Source organism: Thiopseudomonas sp. SA1F2-1K (genome assembly GCF_057443035.1).
Window position 1 is genome coordinate 663,991 of sequence record NZ_CM172014.1, and the last position, 16,268, is coordinate 680,258.

General features: G+C 47.9%; 16 protein-coding genes and 1 pseudogene. 6 read left to right on the forward strand and 11 right to left on the reverse strand.

Annotated elements, in window-relative coordinates; translation table 11 throughout:
- Nucleotides 1–250 precede the first annotated feature (250 nt).
- Entirely contained in the window at nucleotides 251–1,009 is a 759-nt protein-coding gene (gene cysZ / locus AC2T15_RS03150) for a sulfate transporter CysZ (RefSeq protein WP_486778706.1), read from the forward strand.
- A 186-nt stretch (nucleotides 1,010–1,195) separates the two neighbouring features.
- Nucleotides 1,196–1,285, forward strand: a pseudogene (locus AC2T15_RS03155) (taurine dioxygenase); the annotation flags it as partial.
- A 55-nt stretch (nucleotides 1,286–1,340) separates the two neighbouring features.
- Here AC2T15_RS03155 and AC2T15_RS03160 read toward each other — a convergent pair.
- The 11 genes from AC2T15_RS03160 to ccoN all read right to left on the reverse strand — a co-directional run bounded on the left by AC2T15_RS03160 (nucleotide 1,341) and on the right by ccoN (nucleotide 13,395).
- Entirely contained in the window at nucleotides 1,341–3,272 is a 1,932-nt protein-coding gene (locus AC2T15_RS03160; RefSeq protein ID WP_486778707.1) for a transglycosylase SLT domain-containing protein, read from the reverse strand.
- Between the two features lie 133 nt (nucleotides 3,273–3,405).
- Nucleotides 3,406–4,674 (reverse strand): oxygen-independent coproporphyrinogen III oxidase, encoded by a 1,269-nt coding sequence (locus tag AC2T15_RS03165; protein ID WP_486778708.1) that lies wholly within the window; start codon nucleotides 4,672–4,674, stop codon nucleotides 3,406–3,408.
- Between the two features lie 144 nt (nucleotides 4,675–4,818).
- A complete protein-coding gene (locus AC2T15_RS03170; RefSeq protein WP_053099934.1) occupies nucleotides 4,819–5,499 on the reverse strand; it encodes a sulfite exporter TauE/SafE family protein in 681 nt (226 codons plus the stop codon).
- Nucleotides 5,500–5,504: 5 nt separating this feature from the next.
- Entirely contained in the window at nucleotides 5,505–5,726 is a 222-nt protein-coding gene (gene ccoS / locus AC2T15_RS03175) for a cbb3-type cytochrome oxidase assembly protein CcoS (RefSeq protein WP_053099932.1), read from the reverse strand.
- A gap of 8 nt (nucleotides 5,727–5,734) precedes the next feature.
- Nucleotides 5,735–8,143, reverse strand: a complete 2,409-nt coding sequence (locus AC2T15_RS03180; protein ID WP_486778709.1) for a heavy metal translocating P-type ATPase — start codon at nucleotides 8,141–8,143, stop codon at nucleotides 5,735–5,737.
- A gap of 30 nt (nucleotides 8,144–8,173) precedes the next feature.
- Complete coding sequence (locus tag AC2T15_RS03185; RefSeq protein ID WP_053102653.1) at nucleotides 8,174–8,689, reverse strand: FixH family protein; 516 nt, start codon at nucleotides 8,687–8,689, stop codon at nucleotides 8,174–8,176.
- Nucleotides 8,690–8,703: 14 nt separating this feature from the next.
- Nucleotides 8,704–10,113, reverse strand: coding sequence for a cytochrome c oxidase accessory protein CcoG (gene ccoG, locus AC2T15_RS03190; protein WP_053099927.1), 1,410 nt, complete (start codon nucleotides 10,111–10,113; stop codon nucleotides 8,704–8,706).
- A 122-nt stretch (nucleotides 10,114–10,235) separates the two neighbouring features.
- Nucleotides 10,236–11,150, reverse strand: coding sequence for a cytochrome-c oxidase, cbb3-type subunit III (gene ccoP / locus AC2T15_RS03195; RefSeq protein WP_286592862.1), 915 nt, complete (start codon nucleotides 11,148–11,150; stop codon nucleotides 10,236–10,238).
- Complete coding sequence (locus AC2T15_RS03200; RefSeq protein WP_053099923.1) at nucleotides 11,147–11,332, reverse strand: CcoQ/FixQ family Cbb3-type cytochrome c oxidase assembly chaperone; 186 nt, start codon at nucleotides 11,330–11,332, stop codon at nucleotides 11,147–11,149. Before AC2T15_RS03200 ends, ccoP begins: the two co-directional genes overlap by 4 nt.
- A gap of 6 nt (nucleotides 11,333–11,338) precedes the next feature.
- On the reverse strand, nucleotides 11,339–11,950 hold the full coding sequence (gene ccoO / locus AC2T15_RS03205; RefSeq protein ID WP_053099921.1) for a cytochrome-c oxidase, cbb3-type subunit II: 612 nt from the start codon (nucleotides 11,948–11,950) through the stop codon (nucleotides 11,339–11,341).
- A gap of 2 nt (nucleotides 11,951–11,952) precedes the next feature.
- Nucleotides 11,953–13,395 carry a cytochrome-c oxidase, cbb3-type subunit I gene (gene ccoN, locus AC2T15_RS03210; RefSeq protein ID WP_053101886.1) on the reverse strand — a complete coding sequence of 481 codons (1,443 nt, stop codon included), beginning with the start codon at nucleotides 13,393–13,395 and terminating at the stop codon, nucleotides 11,953–11,955.
- A gap of 346 nt (nucleotides 13,396–13,741) precedes the next feature.
- Between ccoN and AC2T15_RS03215 the strand changes: the two genes are divergently transcribed.
- From AC2T15_RS03215 to AC2T15_RS03230, 4 genes are all read left to right on the forward strand, one after another.
- Nucleotides 13,742–14,407, forward strand: coding sequence for an alpha/beta family hydrolase (locus AC2T15_RS03215; RefSeq protein WP_053099919.1), 666 nt, complete (start codon nucleotides 13,742–13,744; stop codon nucleotides 14,405–14,407).
- Nucleotides 14,408–14,421: 14 nt separating this feature from the next.
- Nucleotides 14,422–15,300, forward strand: a complete 879-nt coding sequence (locus tag AC2T15_RS03220; protein ID WP_486778710.1) for an NAD(P)-dependent oxidoreductase — start codon at nucleotides 14,422–14,424, stop codon at nucleotides 15,298–15,300.
- Nucleotides 15,300–15,551 (forward strand): YkgJ family cysteine cluster protein, encoded by a 252-nt coding sequence (locus AC2T15_RS03225; RefSeq protein ID WP_053099914.1) that lies wholly within the window; start codon nucleotides 15,300–15,302, stop codon nucleotides 15,549–15,551. Before AC2T15_RS03220 ends, AC2T15_RS03225 begins: the two co-directional genes overlap by 1 nt.
- 100 nt (nucleotides 15,552–15,651) lie before the next feature.
- Nucleotides 15,652–16,251, forward strand: a complete 600-nt coding sequence (locus AC2T15_RS03230) for an START domain-containing protein (RefSeq protein ID WP_373332726.1) — start codon at nucleotides 15,652–15,654, stop codon at nucleotides 16,249–16,251.
- The last annotated feature ends 17 nt before the right edge of the window (nucleotides 16,252–16,268 follow it).

The following is a 16,268-nucleotide window of genomic DNA, read 5'->3' on the forward strand; positions in this document are numbered from 1 at the left end:
CCGTTAGGGCAGGGAGCAGCTAATAACTAATGATGTGTCGCTGATCCACTTTTTGCTTTGATACTTAAACGTTTAGGTTAAGCAAGTATTAACCGTTCCCGTAACAAACCGCAGCTAAAGCCTGTACATGCAGTTATTCTAACAAAATCAGGAGTCAGGCATAATTAGCCCTCTAGATTACACCAATGCTTATCGATAAAAAGGCGCTGATACCGATTGTCGCAGGCTATAACCGCATAAGGATAAACCCATGAGTACACCGGTACTAAGTGGCCCTGAGTATTTCAAACGGGGCTTTAGCTACATTAAACAACCCGGCTTGCGCCGCTTTGTGGCGATTCCACTGCTGATTAACCTGAGCTTTTTTATTGCTATGGTGTACTACTCAACGCATTTTTTTAACAGCTGGCTTGCTCGCTTAATGGCGACTATTCCCAGTTGGTTGAGCTTTCTTGAATACCTGATGTGGCCTATTTTTGTATTACTGATTGTGTTGGTGATTTTTTTTACCTTTACCACCTTGGTCAATTTAATTGCCGCGCCTTTTAATAGTTTTTTATCGGAAAAAGTTGAAGTAATCGAGCGTGGTGAAGATCATTTTCCGCCTTTTGATACTGCTGAGTTGCTGGCGATGGTGCCACGCACCATGGCGCGGGAGCTGCGTAAGTTGGCGTATTTTTTACCACGAGCGCTGGGCTTATTAATTTTATCTTTTATTCCTGGGGTTAATATTTTAGCCGCACCACTATGGCTGCTGTTTAACATTTGGATGATGGCAGTGCAGTACATTGACTACCCAGCGGACAATAACAAACTGGCTTGGAACGATATGCTGCATTGGTTACGGGCAAAGCGCTTACAAAGTTTAAGTTTTGGTGGCATTACTTATTTGGCCATTATGGTGCCCATTTTTAACTTACTGGCAATGCCAGCAGCTGTGGCTGGCGCTACCTTATTTTGGGTACATGAAGAAGGACGGATTTTACCACCAGTAAAATCTACTGAGTGATTTGAGAGCTAGAGGTGGTGAGTCAGGAGTTGACGGGTAAAACGAAAAAAACTCTAACGACTGATGATTTTATCATTTGGAGCGCTTACTAGATTGCTTTAACTTTGGTTATGAAAATTTGAAATTATATAGCCAAAGATAATAAATTATGCGCTTTACTCGTTCAAGCTACAGATTAATTGCCGTCGCATTACTCAGCATTATGCAGTTTTGGATTATTTACCCAATCACCGAGTAATGCATCGGGCAACCATTTTGGGCGATAGGCCTTATTAGCTGGGTATCTAAGCCCTGGGCGCGACCAAAATAAGTCAGGCCCAGGGCTGAGCCATTATAGGCGCAGTATTTTCTCGCTGGGTTCAACCACCGAGGTAGGGATATTGAGCTTTTTCCCGTAAATGACCGCATAGGTCAGCACGTTATGTACGTACAAGCGCGTTTCATCAAAGGGAATGGTTTCCGCCCAGACATCATAGGGTAAGTGCTCAGCGCCACGTAGCCATTGGCGAACTCGTCCAGGGCCGGCGTTATAGGCCGCAGAAGCCAAGACTCGGTTACCATTAAACTGGCTAGCCACTTGATTTAAATAAGCAGTACCTAGCTGAATATTGGTGCTGGGGTTGAGCACCTGGGCATTGGAGGGCAGATTGATTTGGTAGCGTTTTGCTGTTTCACGGGCAGTAGCGGGCATTAATTGCATTAAGCCTAAAGCCCCGGCGTGCGAGCGAGCATCTTCCATAAAACCACTTTCTTGGCGCGTAATCGCCATAGCCCAGCTGGGGCTAATTGATTGGGCCTTGGCGTATTGAATCAAGCTGCTTTTGTAGGGAGTAGGGAAGCGAATCACTAAGTCGTCTAAGTGTTTGGCGAGGCCTAGTCCGCGAATGGCAGGAAAATACCAATTCATATTAAACGCCAGTTGCGCTTGTGCTTTGAGTTGTTCGGCTGACAGTTGGGAGCCAACGTGATACCACTCGCGTCTGGCATCAATCACTTCACCTCGGGCATAAAACTCTTGCGCGCGCTGAGTGCCAGGTAAGGCCTCCAGCGTTTTTAGTGTCGATTGACTGGCTTTAACGGGAATATGCGTCAGTACATAGGGTTGATGTAAAAAATCTGCGGCGAGAAAACTATAAAAATCCCGCTCTTGGGGAATGGCATTAAATAGCGGAGTGATCTGTTGGCTACGTGGATTGGCCAGCTGTTCGGTACGGGCTAACCAATAGCGCCAGCGATTGGTCTCGGCCAGATGTTGCGGAAAACGTTTAATTAATTGGTGCGCCTCAGACCAACGCTCTAGCCTAAGTAAAAGTCGGGTGCGCCATTCGGTTAAGCTGTCATCTTTTAGCTCGGGGTCATAGGTGGCCATGATGGGTAGGGCTTGGGCATCAAAGCGCTTGGCTAGGGTCAAAGCCACGGTACGGGAGACGCTGAGTTGCTGCTCGGGGGAGAAGCTAAATTGTCGGCTGTAGTCGGCGAGTAAGGGGATAGTGGTTTCAGGGCTTTGTCTGGCTAAGCGAGTGAGGCTAGCTAAGACAATTTCTCCCATCAGTGGGTGATTACTGGCAAATTGAGCACGGTCATTGAGGCGCTCGGGATTTTTACTTACCGCAATCAGTAATTGTGCCTGATTGTGGCTGTAGGCGAGCTGTTTAACTAAGTAATTAGCCAGCCCATAGTTACGTGCTTGAACCGCTAGCTTTAACCGCTCCCAGCGTTTCTCTTCAGTTTGTAAGCCAGCATCTTGCCAGGCTGCAAATAATGGATCGCAAGCATTGGGCTGCGATTGGCCACTTAGCCAAAGTTGGTCAGCTAAGGCAAAGGCTTGTTGTTTACGGCCTTGATAGAGATGGGACTGACCGCTTAGGCAGTCCAGCTCGGTAAAGTTAAGCTCTGCTGAGTAGTAGCGATCAAAGGTTTTCCAGTCGTAATTTTTCGCTAAATTACGCAGCCAGCGTAGTTTCAGCCAACGACTTTGGGGTAAATCATCGTGCGCCTTTAAAAAACGCTCTACTTCTTGCGTGCTGGCGCTATCTAGGCGCAAGCTGAGTTCTTCATAAGCCAAATAAGGGGTTAGTGGATAGTTTTTTAGTTGGCGCTGATTGGCCAAATACACCGTTGGATCTTTTTTATCCATGGCTGCTTTGGCTTGAGTATAAAGACTGCGCTGGCTGCTAATTGATGCCGCGCTAGCTGGCAGGCTAGTGAGCACTAAGCTACTGGCTAAACACAGGGTATAAAACGAAAGGGCAGCTTTATGCATGATAAAACCCTAATAAATTAACAAAGATGCAGCTAGCTTAACGGCTCCGTAGCAGGGTTAAAAGAGGAGATGATGAAGAGTAGGGGATTACTTTAGGGAGCAACAGATAGTGGCTCCCTAAGCTTTGATTAGACTAGTGGGTGTTCACAGGTAAGTAAGCGGCAATGGATTGCCAAAGCGGTAGGGCAATCAGCCGCCCAGTTGCCGTTAGCATGCAACGCTGGTCAGTTAGGTTTACCAGTTGTGCTTCGCTGAGCAGCGTAAGATGCTGCATTAACTGATAAAACGCCGTACTTTGTGCAGGGCTAAAGGCGTGCTGTAACTGAGTCAGTGTCAACTGATATTGGCAGAGCCAGGCTTGCTGTAAATCTGCCTGGTATTGTTCGCCGCTAGTTAGGGGCTGAGTGCGAGTAATACTTAGCTGTGGGGTGAGTGATAAAGCCAAATAATGGGCCATAGATGCAGTGTTAGCGCCTTCAAACTGTTGAATGCGGGTAACAGCTCCGACTCCGACCCCAATTTGATAACTTTTCTGGTGAGCGGTATAGCCCTGTTCAGCATGGGCTAAAAAGCCTTCTTCGTAAGCAATGGTTAGATCATCATCGCCTAAACTGAACTGTCCATTGCCTAGGTGGGTATAGTCGGCAGCGGTAAAGGTACTGAGTGCGCCAGAAAGATAAGGGCTGACGCTCAACTCAGCGTTAGCCGTTGCTGTTTGGGCAATAAATTGCAGGCGATCAGGCATTAACCAAGACAACTCATCCAGTAGGGGTTGCCAGTTTTCTAGTTTACTATCGTATTGGGGATAAAAAATCTGGCAGCCGATACTACGAAACTGAAAAGTACGCGCCGCTTCAATTAAGCGTCGGACATGGCGTAGCGGGTTTAACCCAGAGTGATCATTTAAATTAATACCAAGGGTGACATGGTTAAAGCCGATCTGGTGCAACTTAGAAATATCGCCCCAGTCATAACGGGCAGGATCTAAGGTGATGTGGTAATCATTAAAAAAATCGGTCTGTAGGCACAGCTTCTGCTCGATAAAATTCATTAACTCACCGAGTTGCGCGAGAGATAGAAAGTGACTGGAGCCATGTACTTCTAACTGTTTGATTACATTATGCTGGCTGAGCTGACTGGCGATTAAGGTTAGTTCGTTTTTTAGCGCTTGCAGATAGTCATGGCTAGAAGCAAGTGAAGCCACGCGTGGTGTAGTGGTAGTACAGCAGGAGCACGGGGTTTGGCAGCTAGGCAAGTAAATTTGTAAGCTAATCGGATGCTGGGTATCACGAGTATTGCGCAGTGCACGGTAGAGCGCCAACGAGTGGGGGGAATGAGAGGCTTTGGCAATGGCTAAGCGTGGCTTAGTCTTAGACGTCATCCAAGAAAATAAAGACTGCATAGATCAACACTCTGCTGCTGTTGTTATTTGAAGTCAGGCAACAGTAATCAAGCCTTGGTCGGCCCTTGTTGATTTGCATCAAGCGTCATTAGTCCGCCCGCTGCTGGGGGCTAGCGTTCTATTATTTGTTGATATGTGTCAGCTTTAATGGCCCATCAACCACATTTGATGTGGGCCGGGCAGGGTCCAAAGACCAAATAGAATTAACAGTAAGCCACTGAAAATACGCACCGCTTGGCGTTGTAAAAATTGCTTTAATTGTTCAGCAGCAAGTCCAGAAATAATTAATACCGGCCAGGTACCTAAGCCAAATAGCACCATTAATAAGCCACTATGTAGCGCATTACCTTGGCTGGCTGACCAAATTAAGGTGCTATACACCAAGCCACATGGCAGCCAGCCCCATAATGCGCCAAGGAGAATTGCTTTAGGTAAGCTGGTTACAGGTAATAAACGTTTGGTTAGGGGTTGAATATAGCGCCAAAGGTGTTGTCCTGCGCGCTCAAGGCGATTTAAACCAAACCACCAGCCGGCTAAATATAAGCCCATGGCAATGAGTAATAAAGCGGCAAAGATACGCAGCCCTAAAGCCAAAGGACTATTTTGTAGTGCCCAGCCACCTAGACCAAAAAGCACGCCAGCGATACCGTAGCTGCTCACACGACCGAGGTTATAACCCAGTAACAGCTTAAAGCGTTGAGCTTTGTGCTCGGGAGGAATGGCCATGGTTAATGCTCCCATTAAACCACCGCACATGCCAATACAGTGGCCGGCACCTAATAAACCAATGATGAGAGCTGAAGCGATTAACGGTAGGCTCAGCATGAAAATTACTCTTTCGTAACCGTTTTATGCTTCGCCGCTTGCTCATTAGAGTGATTAAGCGAGGCATTGGCTTGGGTGTGTTTGGGGTCTTCGTCATCAAATAAAATGCTATGGGCGGGGCCATCTAAGTCTTCGTATTGGCCATTATCGACCGCCCAAAAAAACAGCCGAATCACCACTGCAACAATAATTACTGCGGCTGCGACCATGACATAGAGCGCAATCATAATGTCTCCTAAGTGGTTTGAATGCGAGTTAAACGTAGCGCATTTAACACAACCAGTAATGAGCTAACAGACATTCCGATGGCTGCCCAAAAAGGCGTTACCCAGCCCACAGCAGCAAAAGGAATCACCAGCCCATTGTACAGGGTTGCCCAGCCGAGGTTTTCAATAATTATGCGGCGGGTTTTTTTCGCCACCGTTAAGGCATCGACTAAGGTGCTAAGGCGGTTGGAGAGTAAAATGGCATCAGCACTGGTTTTGGCTAGGTCAGTGGCGCTACCCATGGCGATACTGATATCGGCAGCGGCCAGTACCGGCACATCATTCACTCCATCTCCGAGCATCAAGACACGCTGCCCTTGACTGTGCAACTGTTCCAATACCGCCAGTTTTTGTGCTGGTGTTAAACCTGCTTGAGCATGCTTGATGCCTAATTGTTCGGCAATTTTAGCCACCATCGGTGAGCTATCACCCGATAGTAAGTAGGTGTTCCAACCTTGTTGATGGCAAGCATCAATCAGTTGTTGAGCGTCTTCACGCAGTTGATCATTTAATACAAACCATGCCAAGACCTGACGTTCATCGCCTAATAGCAGCCATTGACCTTCACTGTGTAAGGTCAATGGCGGTGTTTGCTGACTTAATTCGCTGACAAAGTCAGCGCGGCCAATGCGATAGGTTTGGCCATTAATCTGACCTTCTAAGCCTAATCCTGGAAAACTGGTGACCTGCTCTGCATTAAGCGCTGAGCGACCAAAGGCGCGGGCAATAGGGTGTTCTGATTGACTTTCAAGGGCCGCTGCTATGGCAATGACTTGTTGCTGTGAATACTCGCCAAGAGGATGGATCTCTGCCAGCTTGAGTTTGCCCTCAGTTAAGGTGCCGGTTTTATCAAAGATCACCGTATCAATGTGCTTTAACCCTTCTAGCACATGGCCGCGGGTGAGTAACAAGCCGAGCTTATGCAGGGTGCCAGTGGCGGTGGTCAGCGCGGTCGGGGTGGCCAAGGATAGGGCGCAGGGGCAGGTCGCTACCAGCAGTGACAACACCACCCAAAACGCCCGCTGGCTGTCAATTTGTAGCCAGATTAAACCCACACTGAGCGCAATTAAAAGTACACAAATTAAGAACCACTGGGCAAAGCGATCAGCTAACTCAGCAATTTTAGGTTTGGCACTTTGGGCGCGCTCTAGAAGGCGCACAATCGCTGACAGCCGAGTGTTATCACCGAGTGCTTTAACCATCACAGTCAGTGGCCCTTCAACATTTAAAGTGCCCGCAGTGACTGCTTCGCCAGCTTGTTTAGGCAGGGGCAAATATTCGCCAGTCAGTAACGACTCATCAATACTGGACTGGCCTTCGATAATGACGCCATCGGCAGGAATTAGGTGGCCTGGAGGAATAATGACACGGTCATCAATGGCTAACTCTTTCAGTAATACCCGTTGGGTTTGTTGGTTTTCATCGAGTCGTAAACACGAGGTGGGCAGCAGATTAACCAGCTGTGCGGTGGCGGCAGAGGTGCGCTCGCGGGCCCGTTTTTCTAAGTAACGGCCAGATAATAAAAATAGCGCAAACATACCGCAGGCATCAAAATATAACTCGCCTTGCCCCGTTAAGGTGGACCAAATACCAGCAAGATAAGCGCCACCAATTGCCAGTGATACCGAAACATCCATGGTGAGGTGACGGGTTTTAATATCACGCCAAGCGCCTAAGAAAAACTCACTACTGCAATAAAAAACAATAGGTGTGGTAAGAATTAAACTGGTCCAGCGTAAAATAGTGTCAAAACCTGCGGACAGGTCAATATTAAACTCAGGCCAAGTCGCCATAGTGGCCATCATCACCTGCATCCACAGTAAACCTGCGACACCGACTTTACGTAATGAACGTTTATTTTCTGCTGCCATGCGCTCAGTTGCGGTATCTGCTTGCCATGGATGGGCCACATAACCAATTTGATGAATCTTTTGCAGCAGCGTCGAGAGGGGGACTTGCTGTTGATTCCAGCGAATATGTAGCCTGTGATTTGAGACATTGAGCCGTGCTTCAGCCACACTCGATTCTTCGCGCAGATGTTTTTCAATTAGCCACCCACAAGCTGCGCAGCTGATGCCTTCAATCAGTAATTGGGCTTCACTTAAGTCGCCTGAGTGTTGCACAAAACTTTGTTGTAAATCAGCGCGATCAAGGAGCAATAATTCATCAGGAATGACGGCTGGCAAAGTTTCGGGGTTAGCTGAAGGTTCACTGCGATGCTGGTAATAGCTTTCGAGTCCATTTTCAACAATGGCTGTAGCCACACCTTGACAGCCAAGGCAGCAGAATTGGCGCTCTTGTTGCAAAACGGGGTAATGAAAATCACTGTGAGCTGGAATCGGCAGCCCACAGTGGTAGCAGGATGGCGTGGTGGTCATGCAACTAAGTCAAAGGGTAGGCGCACGCGGTTACTCTTCGCCTAACAAAATTTTACTCGAGAAGGTAACGTTCTCTTCTTCAAATAGACGCCAAGTGGCTTCTTGTTCTTTACCCAAAACTTCAACCATACGGCGTCCCGTTACATCATCGTCTGCTAATAAGCCACGATACAGACCGGGCTGATCAGGTAATGCTTGCAACACGATGCGCCGATCACGTTCAGGCTGGGTAGGGGAAATCAAGGTCAGCTCTAAATAGGGCGGCTGGCTTTCCCCTTCAAGGGTAAGTAAGGCTTCGCCGCGCTCTTGATCTAACGTCAGTTCTGCTTGAATCTTCAAGCTAGTAGCTAAGGATTCACGCTCGAGCGAGCGGTTAATTCCTTTACCCGCATCATAGTAGTTATCGACTACTAGGCTGGGTGGGTTTTTTAGCGAGATAAATAGCAGCGACAGTCCGAGTACAACGGAGGTGCTGAGTAACCCTAGGATAAACCACACCCAAGGCTCTTTGTACCAAGTGGATTTGGTCTGATCGGACTGTTGCATACTTACCTCTTTAACTAACGGAGAACGGCTGGCCCTAAAAAGCGGCTGCTGGTGCTGCGCTTAATTGTGGCGTCGTCTTCCGCTTCAACGTGGAATGTAATTTCATTAGCGCTTGAAGGCAGGTCTTCCGGAGCTACCGAAATAGATACCGGCACTGAAAGGAGTTCACCTTCAGCAGCTTTTACACTACTGCGACCTTCTAACTGAATGCCAGGTAAGCCTTCTGCGGTAATTTTAAATGAGTGTTCAGCCTGGGCTTTGTTAATAATCACCAAAGTATAAACGTTTTCGATCCGGCCCTGACGATTTTCACGGAACTGGGTGCGGTCTTTAATTACGTTAAACTCAACCAGTGGGCGGTTGATTACGGTGTAGGTAAACAAGCTCGCCATGGCGGTGAGGGCGAGAGCATACCCAATTAAGCGTGGGCGCAGCACTTTAGTCTTCTTACCCGACAGGTTGTGTTCAGTTGTGTAGCTGACTAAACCGGGCTCGTAGCCCATTTTCTCCATGATGCTGTCACAGGCATCGACACAAGCGGCGCAACCAATGCAGGCAATTTGCAGGCCATCTCGAATATCAATACCCGTAGGGCAGACGTGTACGCATAGCTTACAGTCGATACAGTCACCTAAGCCTTGAGCTTGGTAATCAGCCCCTTTTTTCCGCGGGCCACGTTTTTCACCACGGGCTTCATCATAGGAAACAATCAGCGTGTCTTTGTCAAACATGACGCTTTGGAAGCGTGAGTAGGGACACATATAAATACATACTTGTTCGCGTAACCAGCCAGCAAATAAGTAGGTAAAGAAGGTGAAAAAACTAACCCAGAAATAGGCCCAGCCACTGGCTTGTCCAGTGAGCAAATCTTTGGGCAGTTCTCGGATCGGCGTAAAGTAACCGACAAAGGTTAAGCCCGTGCCTAAGCCAATTAACAGCCAAAGGCTATGCTTAGCGAATTTGCGCAGGAATTTATTGGCCGACATTGGTGCTTTATCGAGCTTCATGCGTTGGTTGCGATCACCTTCAGTGATCTTTTCCACCCACATAAAAATCCAGGTCCAGACGCTTTGTGGGCAGGCATAGCCACACCAGACACGGCCGGCAAACACAGTAATAAAAAATAGGCCAAAAGCACAAATGATCAGTAGCCAAGCCAAGAGCACAAAGTCTTGTGGCCAGAAGGTAGCGCCAAAAATATAAAATTTGCGCTCGGGAAGGTTCCACCAAACGGCTTGGCGACCATTCCATTGCAACCAAACGGTGCCTAAAAATAAAACAAATAAAACGATGCCAGCACTGATGCGGACGTTGCGGAATAAACCAGTAAATGAGCGGGTGTAGATAGCATTACGCTTGGCATATAGCTCGGGGCCTTGATGCTCTTCTGGCGTAACGTTTTTTACGGGAATTTTATCAGTCATCAGGAGTACCACGGTGTTGTAAAACAATCTGGCCAGCTTAACGCTGGCCAGAATAAAAGTAACTACCTGTACATGATACGCCGACTACTGGAGTGCGGCGCGCGACGGCATGTCGCAGTAACTTAGTTCTCAGTATTACCTTGAGACAAGCTATACACGTAAGCAGCTAACAGGTGTACTTTGTCATTGCCTAAGAACTCTTCTTGAGCAGGCATGTGACCGTTACGACCCTCACGGATGGTTTTTTGTACCATCTCGAAGCTGGAGCCATACAGCCAGATATCATCGGTTAGGTTAGGCGCGCCTAAAGCGTGCATACCTTTACCTTCTGGACCGTGACAAGCGACACAGGTGGTTGAGAAAACTTGCTTACCGGCTTCAAGGTCAACCCCTTCTGGGTTCTTCAGGCCAGAAAAGCTGCGCACATAAGCGGCTACGTTTTTCACACCATCTTCACCAATCGCATCTTTCCAGCCAGGCATTACTGCGTTACGGCCTTTGAGGATGGTGGTTTTAATCACGTCAGGCTGACCGCCCCAGATCCAGTCGTCATCGGTTAGGTTAGGGAAACCATAGGCACCTTTGGCATCCGAACCGTGGCATACCGCACAGTGAGAAGCAAATAGGCGACCACCCATTTTTAGCGCTTCCTCATCTTTTGCCACTTCAGTGATTGGCATCTCAGCATATTTAGCAAAGATAGGGCCGTATTTCTCATCGGCTTTAGCCATTTCTTTTTCCCATTGTTTGGCGGCAGTCCAACCACCTTCGTAACCGGGTAACACGCCTTTCCAAGTACCTAAACCTGGGTAAAGGACGAGGTAACCCGCAGTGAAGATGAAGGTTGCCACAAACAACATAAACCACCAGCGTGGAAGAGGGTTATCGTACTCTTCAATGCCGTCATACACATGACCGAGCTTATGGTTGTTAGCATCAGGTCTTTGTCCCTTACGCGTGGCAAAAATTAGCCAGATAAGGGCTACCAAAGTCCCGATGGTTAATACAGAAATATAACCACTCCAAAAAGAAGTCATTGGTTTTTGCTCCTGGAAGTATCTTGGTCTAGCTTACCTGAATCGGACTGTTCGTCAGCGAAGGGTAAGTTAGCCGCATCTTCAAAACTCGACTTCTTTTTACCGAAAACCCAGTATAAAAGGCCGACAAACGCAATGAAGACGATGAGCGTGCCTAAGCCGCGAATAGTTCCGATTTCCATTTATGCTTACCGTTTATTCTTAATTGAAGTTCCAAGTACCTGTAGGTAAGCCACAATGGCTTCCATCTCAGTCTTGCCTTTTACGTTAGCTACTGCGCCATCAATGTCTTCATCGGTGTATGGAACACCTAACCAGCGCATGGCTTTCATCTTGGCGACTGTGTCTTTACCATCTAACTTGTTTTCCACAAGCCATGGGTAAGCAGGCATTTTAGATTCAGGTACCACGTTACGTGGGTTGTACAGGTGCGCACGGTGCCAGTCATCAGAGTAACGACCACCAACACGAGCTAAGTCTGGACCTGTACGCTTAGAACCCCATAGGAATGGGTGCTCATACACGCTTTCGCCAGCCACAGAATAGTGACCATAACGCTCAGTTTCTGCGCGGAATGGACGAATCATCTGTGAGTGGCACTGAACGCAACCTTCACGGATATAGATATCACGGCCTTCAAGTTGTAGTGCGGTGTACGGCTTTAGACCTTCCACAGGCTCATTCACTACGTCTTGGAAGAACAAAGGAACAATCTGGGTGAGGCCACCAATACTGACAGCGATCACCATGAAAAAGGCCAGAAGACCAATGTTCTTTTCAAGAAGTTCATGCTTAGACATTATTAATGAGCTCCTTCTACAGTGAAACGGCTAGCAGCTTCAGCTTCTTCACGTGAGGCTGAGCGCACGGTACGCCAAGTGTTATAGGCCATGAAGAACATACCTAATAAGAAGAAGGCACCGCCGATCATGCGAACAATGAAACCGTAGTGACTGGACTCAAGCGCTTGAACGAATGAGTACGACAGGGTTCCATCTTCGTTAACGGCACGCCACATTAGACCTTGCATAATACCGTTGACCCACATCGAGGCGATGTAGAGTACGGTACCAATAGTGGCTAACCAGAAGTGCAGGTTAATTAAGCCAACGCTATGCATTTGCGTGCGACCGAAAACGCGTGGGATTAAGTGGTAAAGCGAACCGATAGAAATCATCGCTACCCAACCTAATGCACCGGCGTGTACGTGACCTACGGTCCAGTCAGTGTAGTGCGACAGAGCGTTTACAGTTTTGATAGCCATCATTGGGCCTTCGAAGGTAGACATACCGTAGAAAGCTAATGAAACGACTAAGAAACGTAAGATAGGATCCGTGCGCAGTTTATGCCAAGCACCGGAGAGGGTCATCATACCGTTGATCATACCGCCCCATGAAGGCGCTAGTAGAATCAAGGACATTACCATACCTAAGGATTGTGCCCAGTCTGGCAGTGCGGTGTAGTGCAAGTGGTGCGGACCGGCCCAAATGTAAAGGGTGATCAGTGCCCAGAAGTGCACGATCGACAGGCGGTAGGAGTAAATCGGACGATTAGCTTGCTTAGGTACGAAGTAGTACATCATGCCTAAGAAGCCGGTGGTCAGGAAGAAACCTACAGCGTTGTGACCATACCACCACTGAACCATGGCATCTGTAGCGCCAGAGTACATGGAGTAAGATTTAAAGAAGGTAACAGGGATCGAAATGTGGTTCACGATATGTAGCATTGCGGTCACAATAATGAACGCACCGTAGAACCAGTTACCCACATAAATGTGCGAAGTTTTACGCTTGACGATAGTGCCAAAGAAGACTATGCCGTAGCTCACCCAAACAATCGCTAGCAGAATAGCGATTGGCCACTCTAATTCAGCGTATTCTTTAGTGGTGGTGTAGCCTAAAGGGAGCGTAATAGCTGCAAGCACAATAACCGCTTGCCAGCCCCAGAACGTAAAGGACGCCAGTTTGTCGCTGAATAAGCGAGTTTGTGAAGTGCGTTGTACCACATAATATGAGGTAGCAAAGAGCGCACATCCACCAAAGGCGAAAATTACGGCGTTAGTATGCAATGGACGTAAACGTCCAAAGCTTGTCCAAGGAAGATCAAAGTTAAGTTCTGGCCACACTAATTGCGCGGCGATCAGAACGCCCATGCTCATTCCTACAATGCCCCAGACCACCGTCATTATGGCGAACTGGCGTACGACCTTGTAGTTATAAGCAGTCTGTTCGATTGCTGTACTCATGCTAAAGATTCCACGGTTAATGGAGTTTTTGGGGTTACGTTTCGTAATGGGGCGGTTAAGCATCCTTTATGCCCCTAACTAAAACAGTGCTAATACAATTAGCGGGCTGTATTTAAACTAACTGACTAGAAAAAGTCTTGCGGTAGGTCAGCTAAATAGCCAATGCCATCTGGCACCGGCAAAAAACGACCGACTGCAACGATTCCTAACGATTAATTTATGGTCAGAGGTTAAAACCCATTACTTGCGGGCGCTATATTAGCCTATCTAGCGGGTGACGTCATGAGTAGTTACAAATATCCTTTTGTCGCCTAGGTTTTTTAATTGTTTTTTATTTGAGGTGACTATGTCACAGTCGTCTTTGGTGTTATTAGATCAGCCAAGTACTGGCAGCGTACAGGCTAACCTATTGTTAGCGCATGGGGCGGGAGCGCCGATGGACAGTGATTTTATGCAGCAGCTGGTGGCCGAGCTAGTAAAGCATGATTTACGTGTACTGCGCTTTGAGTTTCCTTATATGCAGGCGCGTAGAAACCAAGGGCAGCGCAGACCGCCTAATCCTATGCCAGAATTGCAGCAGTACATGCTAGAGGAGCTGGCGAGGCAAATGCAGCATTTTTCTGAGCCTTGGTTGTTAGCAGGAAAGTCGATGGGGGGACGGGTAGCGAGCAGAGTGGTCTCTCAGTCTAAGGCGCTAGGGGCGATTGCTTATGGTTATCCTTTTCATCCTATAGGTAAACCCGATAAGCTGCGAACGGAGCATTTGCCAGAGTTAACTAAGCCATTGTGTGTGATTCAAGGTGAGCGTGATCGCTTAGGTGCAAAAACGCTTATCGCGGCAATGGACTTGGGTGACAAGGTCAGTATTGATTGGTTAGTTGCAGCCGATCATGATTTAAAACCCTTGCAGCGCAGTGGTCTGACTCAGGCACAGCACTTGCAGCGTGCAGCTGCAGTTAGTAGTGAATTTATTCAGCGCTGTATAAAGAATAATAAGACGAATAAACAATAAGAGAGGTAAACAGTATGGTGGCGCAGCAGGTGGCTTTTTTAGGTTTGGGAGCGATGGGTTTTCCCATGGCGGGGCATTTAGCACGGCAAGGGCATCAAGTGACCGTATATAACCGCACTTTAAGTAAGGCGCAGGCTTGGCAGGCGGAATATCAAGGGCAGGTTGCTGCAACTCCAGCAGAAGCCGTGCGTGCAGCTGAAGTGGTATTTATTTGTTTTGGTGATGACGCCTCGCTAGTGGAATTGTTTACTGCTGAGCAGGGTGTGCTCGCTGGAATTCAGCCAGGTACACTGGTGGTTGATCACACCACAGCTTCTGCTGCCGCGGCTATACAGTTGGCAGAATTGCTGGCGGAAAAACAGGCGCGCTTTTTAGATGCCCCCGTTTCTGGTGGGCAAGATGGTGCAAAAAAAGGCTGTTTAACGGTGATGGTGGGTGGTGATGCAGCAGATTTAGCCAAGGCTCAGCCACTGCTGGCAGCTTATGCGCAAAAAGTTGAGTTGATGGGCGAGATTGGCAAGGGGCAGCTGACCAAAATGGTCAATCAGATTTGTATTGGCGGTTTGTTGCAGAGTTTAGCTGAAGCGATTCATTTTGCCGAGCAAGCAGGCTTAGATGTTGAGAAAGCCATGGCGGTGATTAGTAAAGGGGCGGCGCAGTCGTGGCAAATGGAAAATCGTCATCAAACCATGAGTGCGCGGCAGTTTGATTTTGGTTTTTCAGTTAACTGGATGCGCAAGGATTTCTCTATGGTGCTGGAAGAGGCGCGGCGTAATGGGGCGTCCTTACCAATTACCGCCTGTGTGGATCAGTTGTATGCTGAAGTCCAGCAGCTGGGCGGTGGGCGGATGGACACTTCGGCGTTAATGCTGCGCTATAAAAAGGCGGACTGATGGAGTGCCGAGTAGGATGTGGGGCGTGTTGTATCGCCCCATCAATTACCCAGCCTTTACCAGGTATGCCGCAAGGTAAACCAGCTGGGGTGCGTTGTGTAAATTTGGATGAACATAACTTGTGTCAATTATTTGGTACCAGTCAGCGCCCTGATTTTTGCGGTGGTTATCAAGCCGAGTTGGCGTTGTGCGGCGAAACAGCTGCGCAAGCACTGCAACTGATTGGTGCTTTAGAGTTGGCAACGGCTTAAGACTAAAGTTAAGGAGTGACTATTGAGTCTCTTTGTATTTTCTTGTGACTAAACTCTATGATTTATTCATCACCTAATGTGATTGGTTGAAAACAGGAGAATAACAATGTTTAAGAAAGTCATCGCTGTGACTGCTTTAACGCTAGTGGCTGGTACGGCGTTAGCTAATGAGTGGAAAGAAGAAAAAAACGCTGATGGAGTTCAGGTTTTTTTAAAGCAAGAAGCGGGTTCTAAATATAAAGCCTATCGTGGCGTCACTGTAATCAATGCCAGTTTAGATAAAGTGCTAGCGGTGCAGGCAGATGCCGCTAACTCCTGTCAGTGGATTCATGAGTGCAGCTCGCTGAAGGTGCTGAAAAAAGAAGGGCCTAGTGTTTGGACCTATACCCAGTTCTCTACCCCTTGGCCAGTTACACCGCGGGATTCGGTATTGAAAGTGACTGAGTCTAAGCAGGGCGACGAGGTAGTGCGCAAAATCGAAGGCTTGCCTAGCTATCAGCCTGAAACTAAAGGCTATGTGCGGGTAGCTAAGGTTGATGGTTATTGGAAGTTTAAGCCGTTATCGGCTAATCAAACCCAGGTGACCTATGAGGTGCATACTGATCCAGGTGGTAGTGTGCCGGCGTGGTTAGCTAATAAGTTTGTGGTTGAGGCGCCTTTTAATACCTTAGTTGGCATGCGCAATGCTGCGCAAAAGTAAGGCTTAAGCAAATTAGT

Excerpts from the sequence above, each read along its gene's own strand:
- cysZ (WP_486778706.1), top strand. The coding sequence starts at position 251 with ATGAGTACACCGGTACTAAGTGGCCCTGAGTATTTCAAACGGGGCTTT.
- AC2T15_RS03160 (WP_486778707.1), bottom strand. The coding sequence starts at position 3,272 with ATGCATAAAGCTGCCCTTTCGTTTTATACCCTGTGTTTAGCCAGTAGC.
- AC2T15_RS03165 (WP_486778708.1), bottom strand. The coding sequence starts at position 4,674 with ATGCAGTCTTTATTTTCTTGGATGACGTCTAAGACTAAGCCACGCTTA.
- AC2T15_RS03170 (WP_053099934.1), bottom strand. The coding sequence starts at position 5,499 with ATGCTGAGCCTACCGTTAATCGCTTCAGCTCTCATCATTGGTTTATTA.
- ccoS (WP_053099932.1), bottom strand. The coding sequence starts at position 5,726 with ATGATTGCGCTCTATGTCATGGTCGCAGCCGCAGTAATTATTGTTGCA.
- AC2T15_RS03180 (WP_486778709.1), bottom strand. The coding sequence starts at position 8,143 with ATGACCACCACGCCATCCTGCTACCACTGTGGGCTGCCGATTCCAGCT.
- AC2T15_RS03185 (WP_053102653.1), bottom strand. The coding sequence starts at position 8,689 with ATGCAACAGTCCGATCAGACCAAATCCACTTGGTACAAAGAGCCTTGG.
- ccoG (WP_053099927.1), bottom strand. The coding sequence starts at position 10,113 with ATGACTGATAAAATTCCCGTAAAAAACGTTACGCCAGAAGAGCATCAA.
- ccoP (WP_286592862.1), bottom strand. The coding sequence starts at position 11,150 with ATGACTTCTTTTTGGAGTGGTTATATTTCTGTATTAACCATCGGGACT.
- AC2T15_RS03200 (WP_053099923.1), bottom strand. The coding sequence starts at position 11,332 with ATGGAAATCGGAACTATTCGCGGCTTAGGCACGCTCATCGTCTTCATT.
- ccoO (WP_053099921.1), bottom strand. The coding sequence starts at position 11,950 with ATGTCTAAGCATGAACTTCTTGAAAAGAACATTGGTCTTCTGGCCTTT.
- ccoN (WP_053101886.1), bottom strand. The coding sequence starts at position 13,395 with ATGAGTACAGCAATCGAACAGACTGCTTATAACTACAAGGTCGTACGC.
- AC2T15_RS03215 (WP_053099919.1), top strand. The coding sequence starts at position 13,742 with ATGTCACAGTCGTCTTTGGTGTTATTAGATCAGCCAAGTACTGGCAGC.
- AC2T15_RS03220 (WP_486778710.1), top strand. The coding sequence starts at position 14,422 with ATGGTGGCGCAGCAGGTGGCTTTTTTAGGTTTGGGAGCGATGGGTTTT.
- AC2T15_RS03225 (WP_053099914.1), top strand. The coding sequence starts at position 15,300 with ATGGAGTGCCGAGTAGGATGTGGGGCGTGTTGTATCGCCCCATCAATT.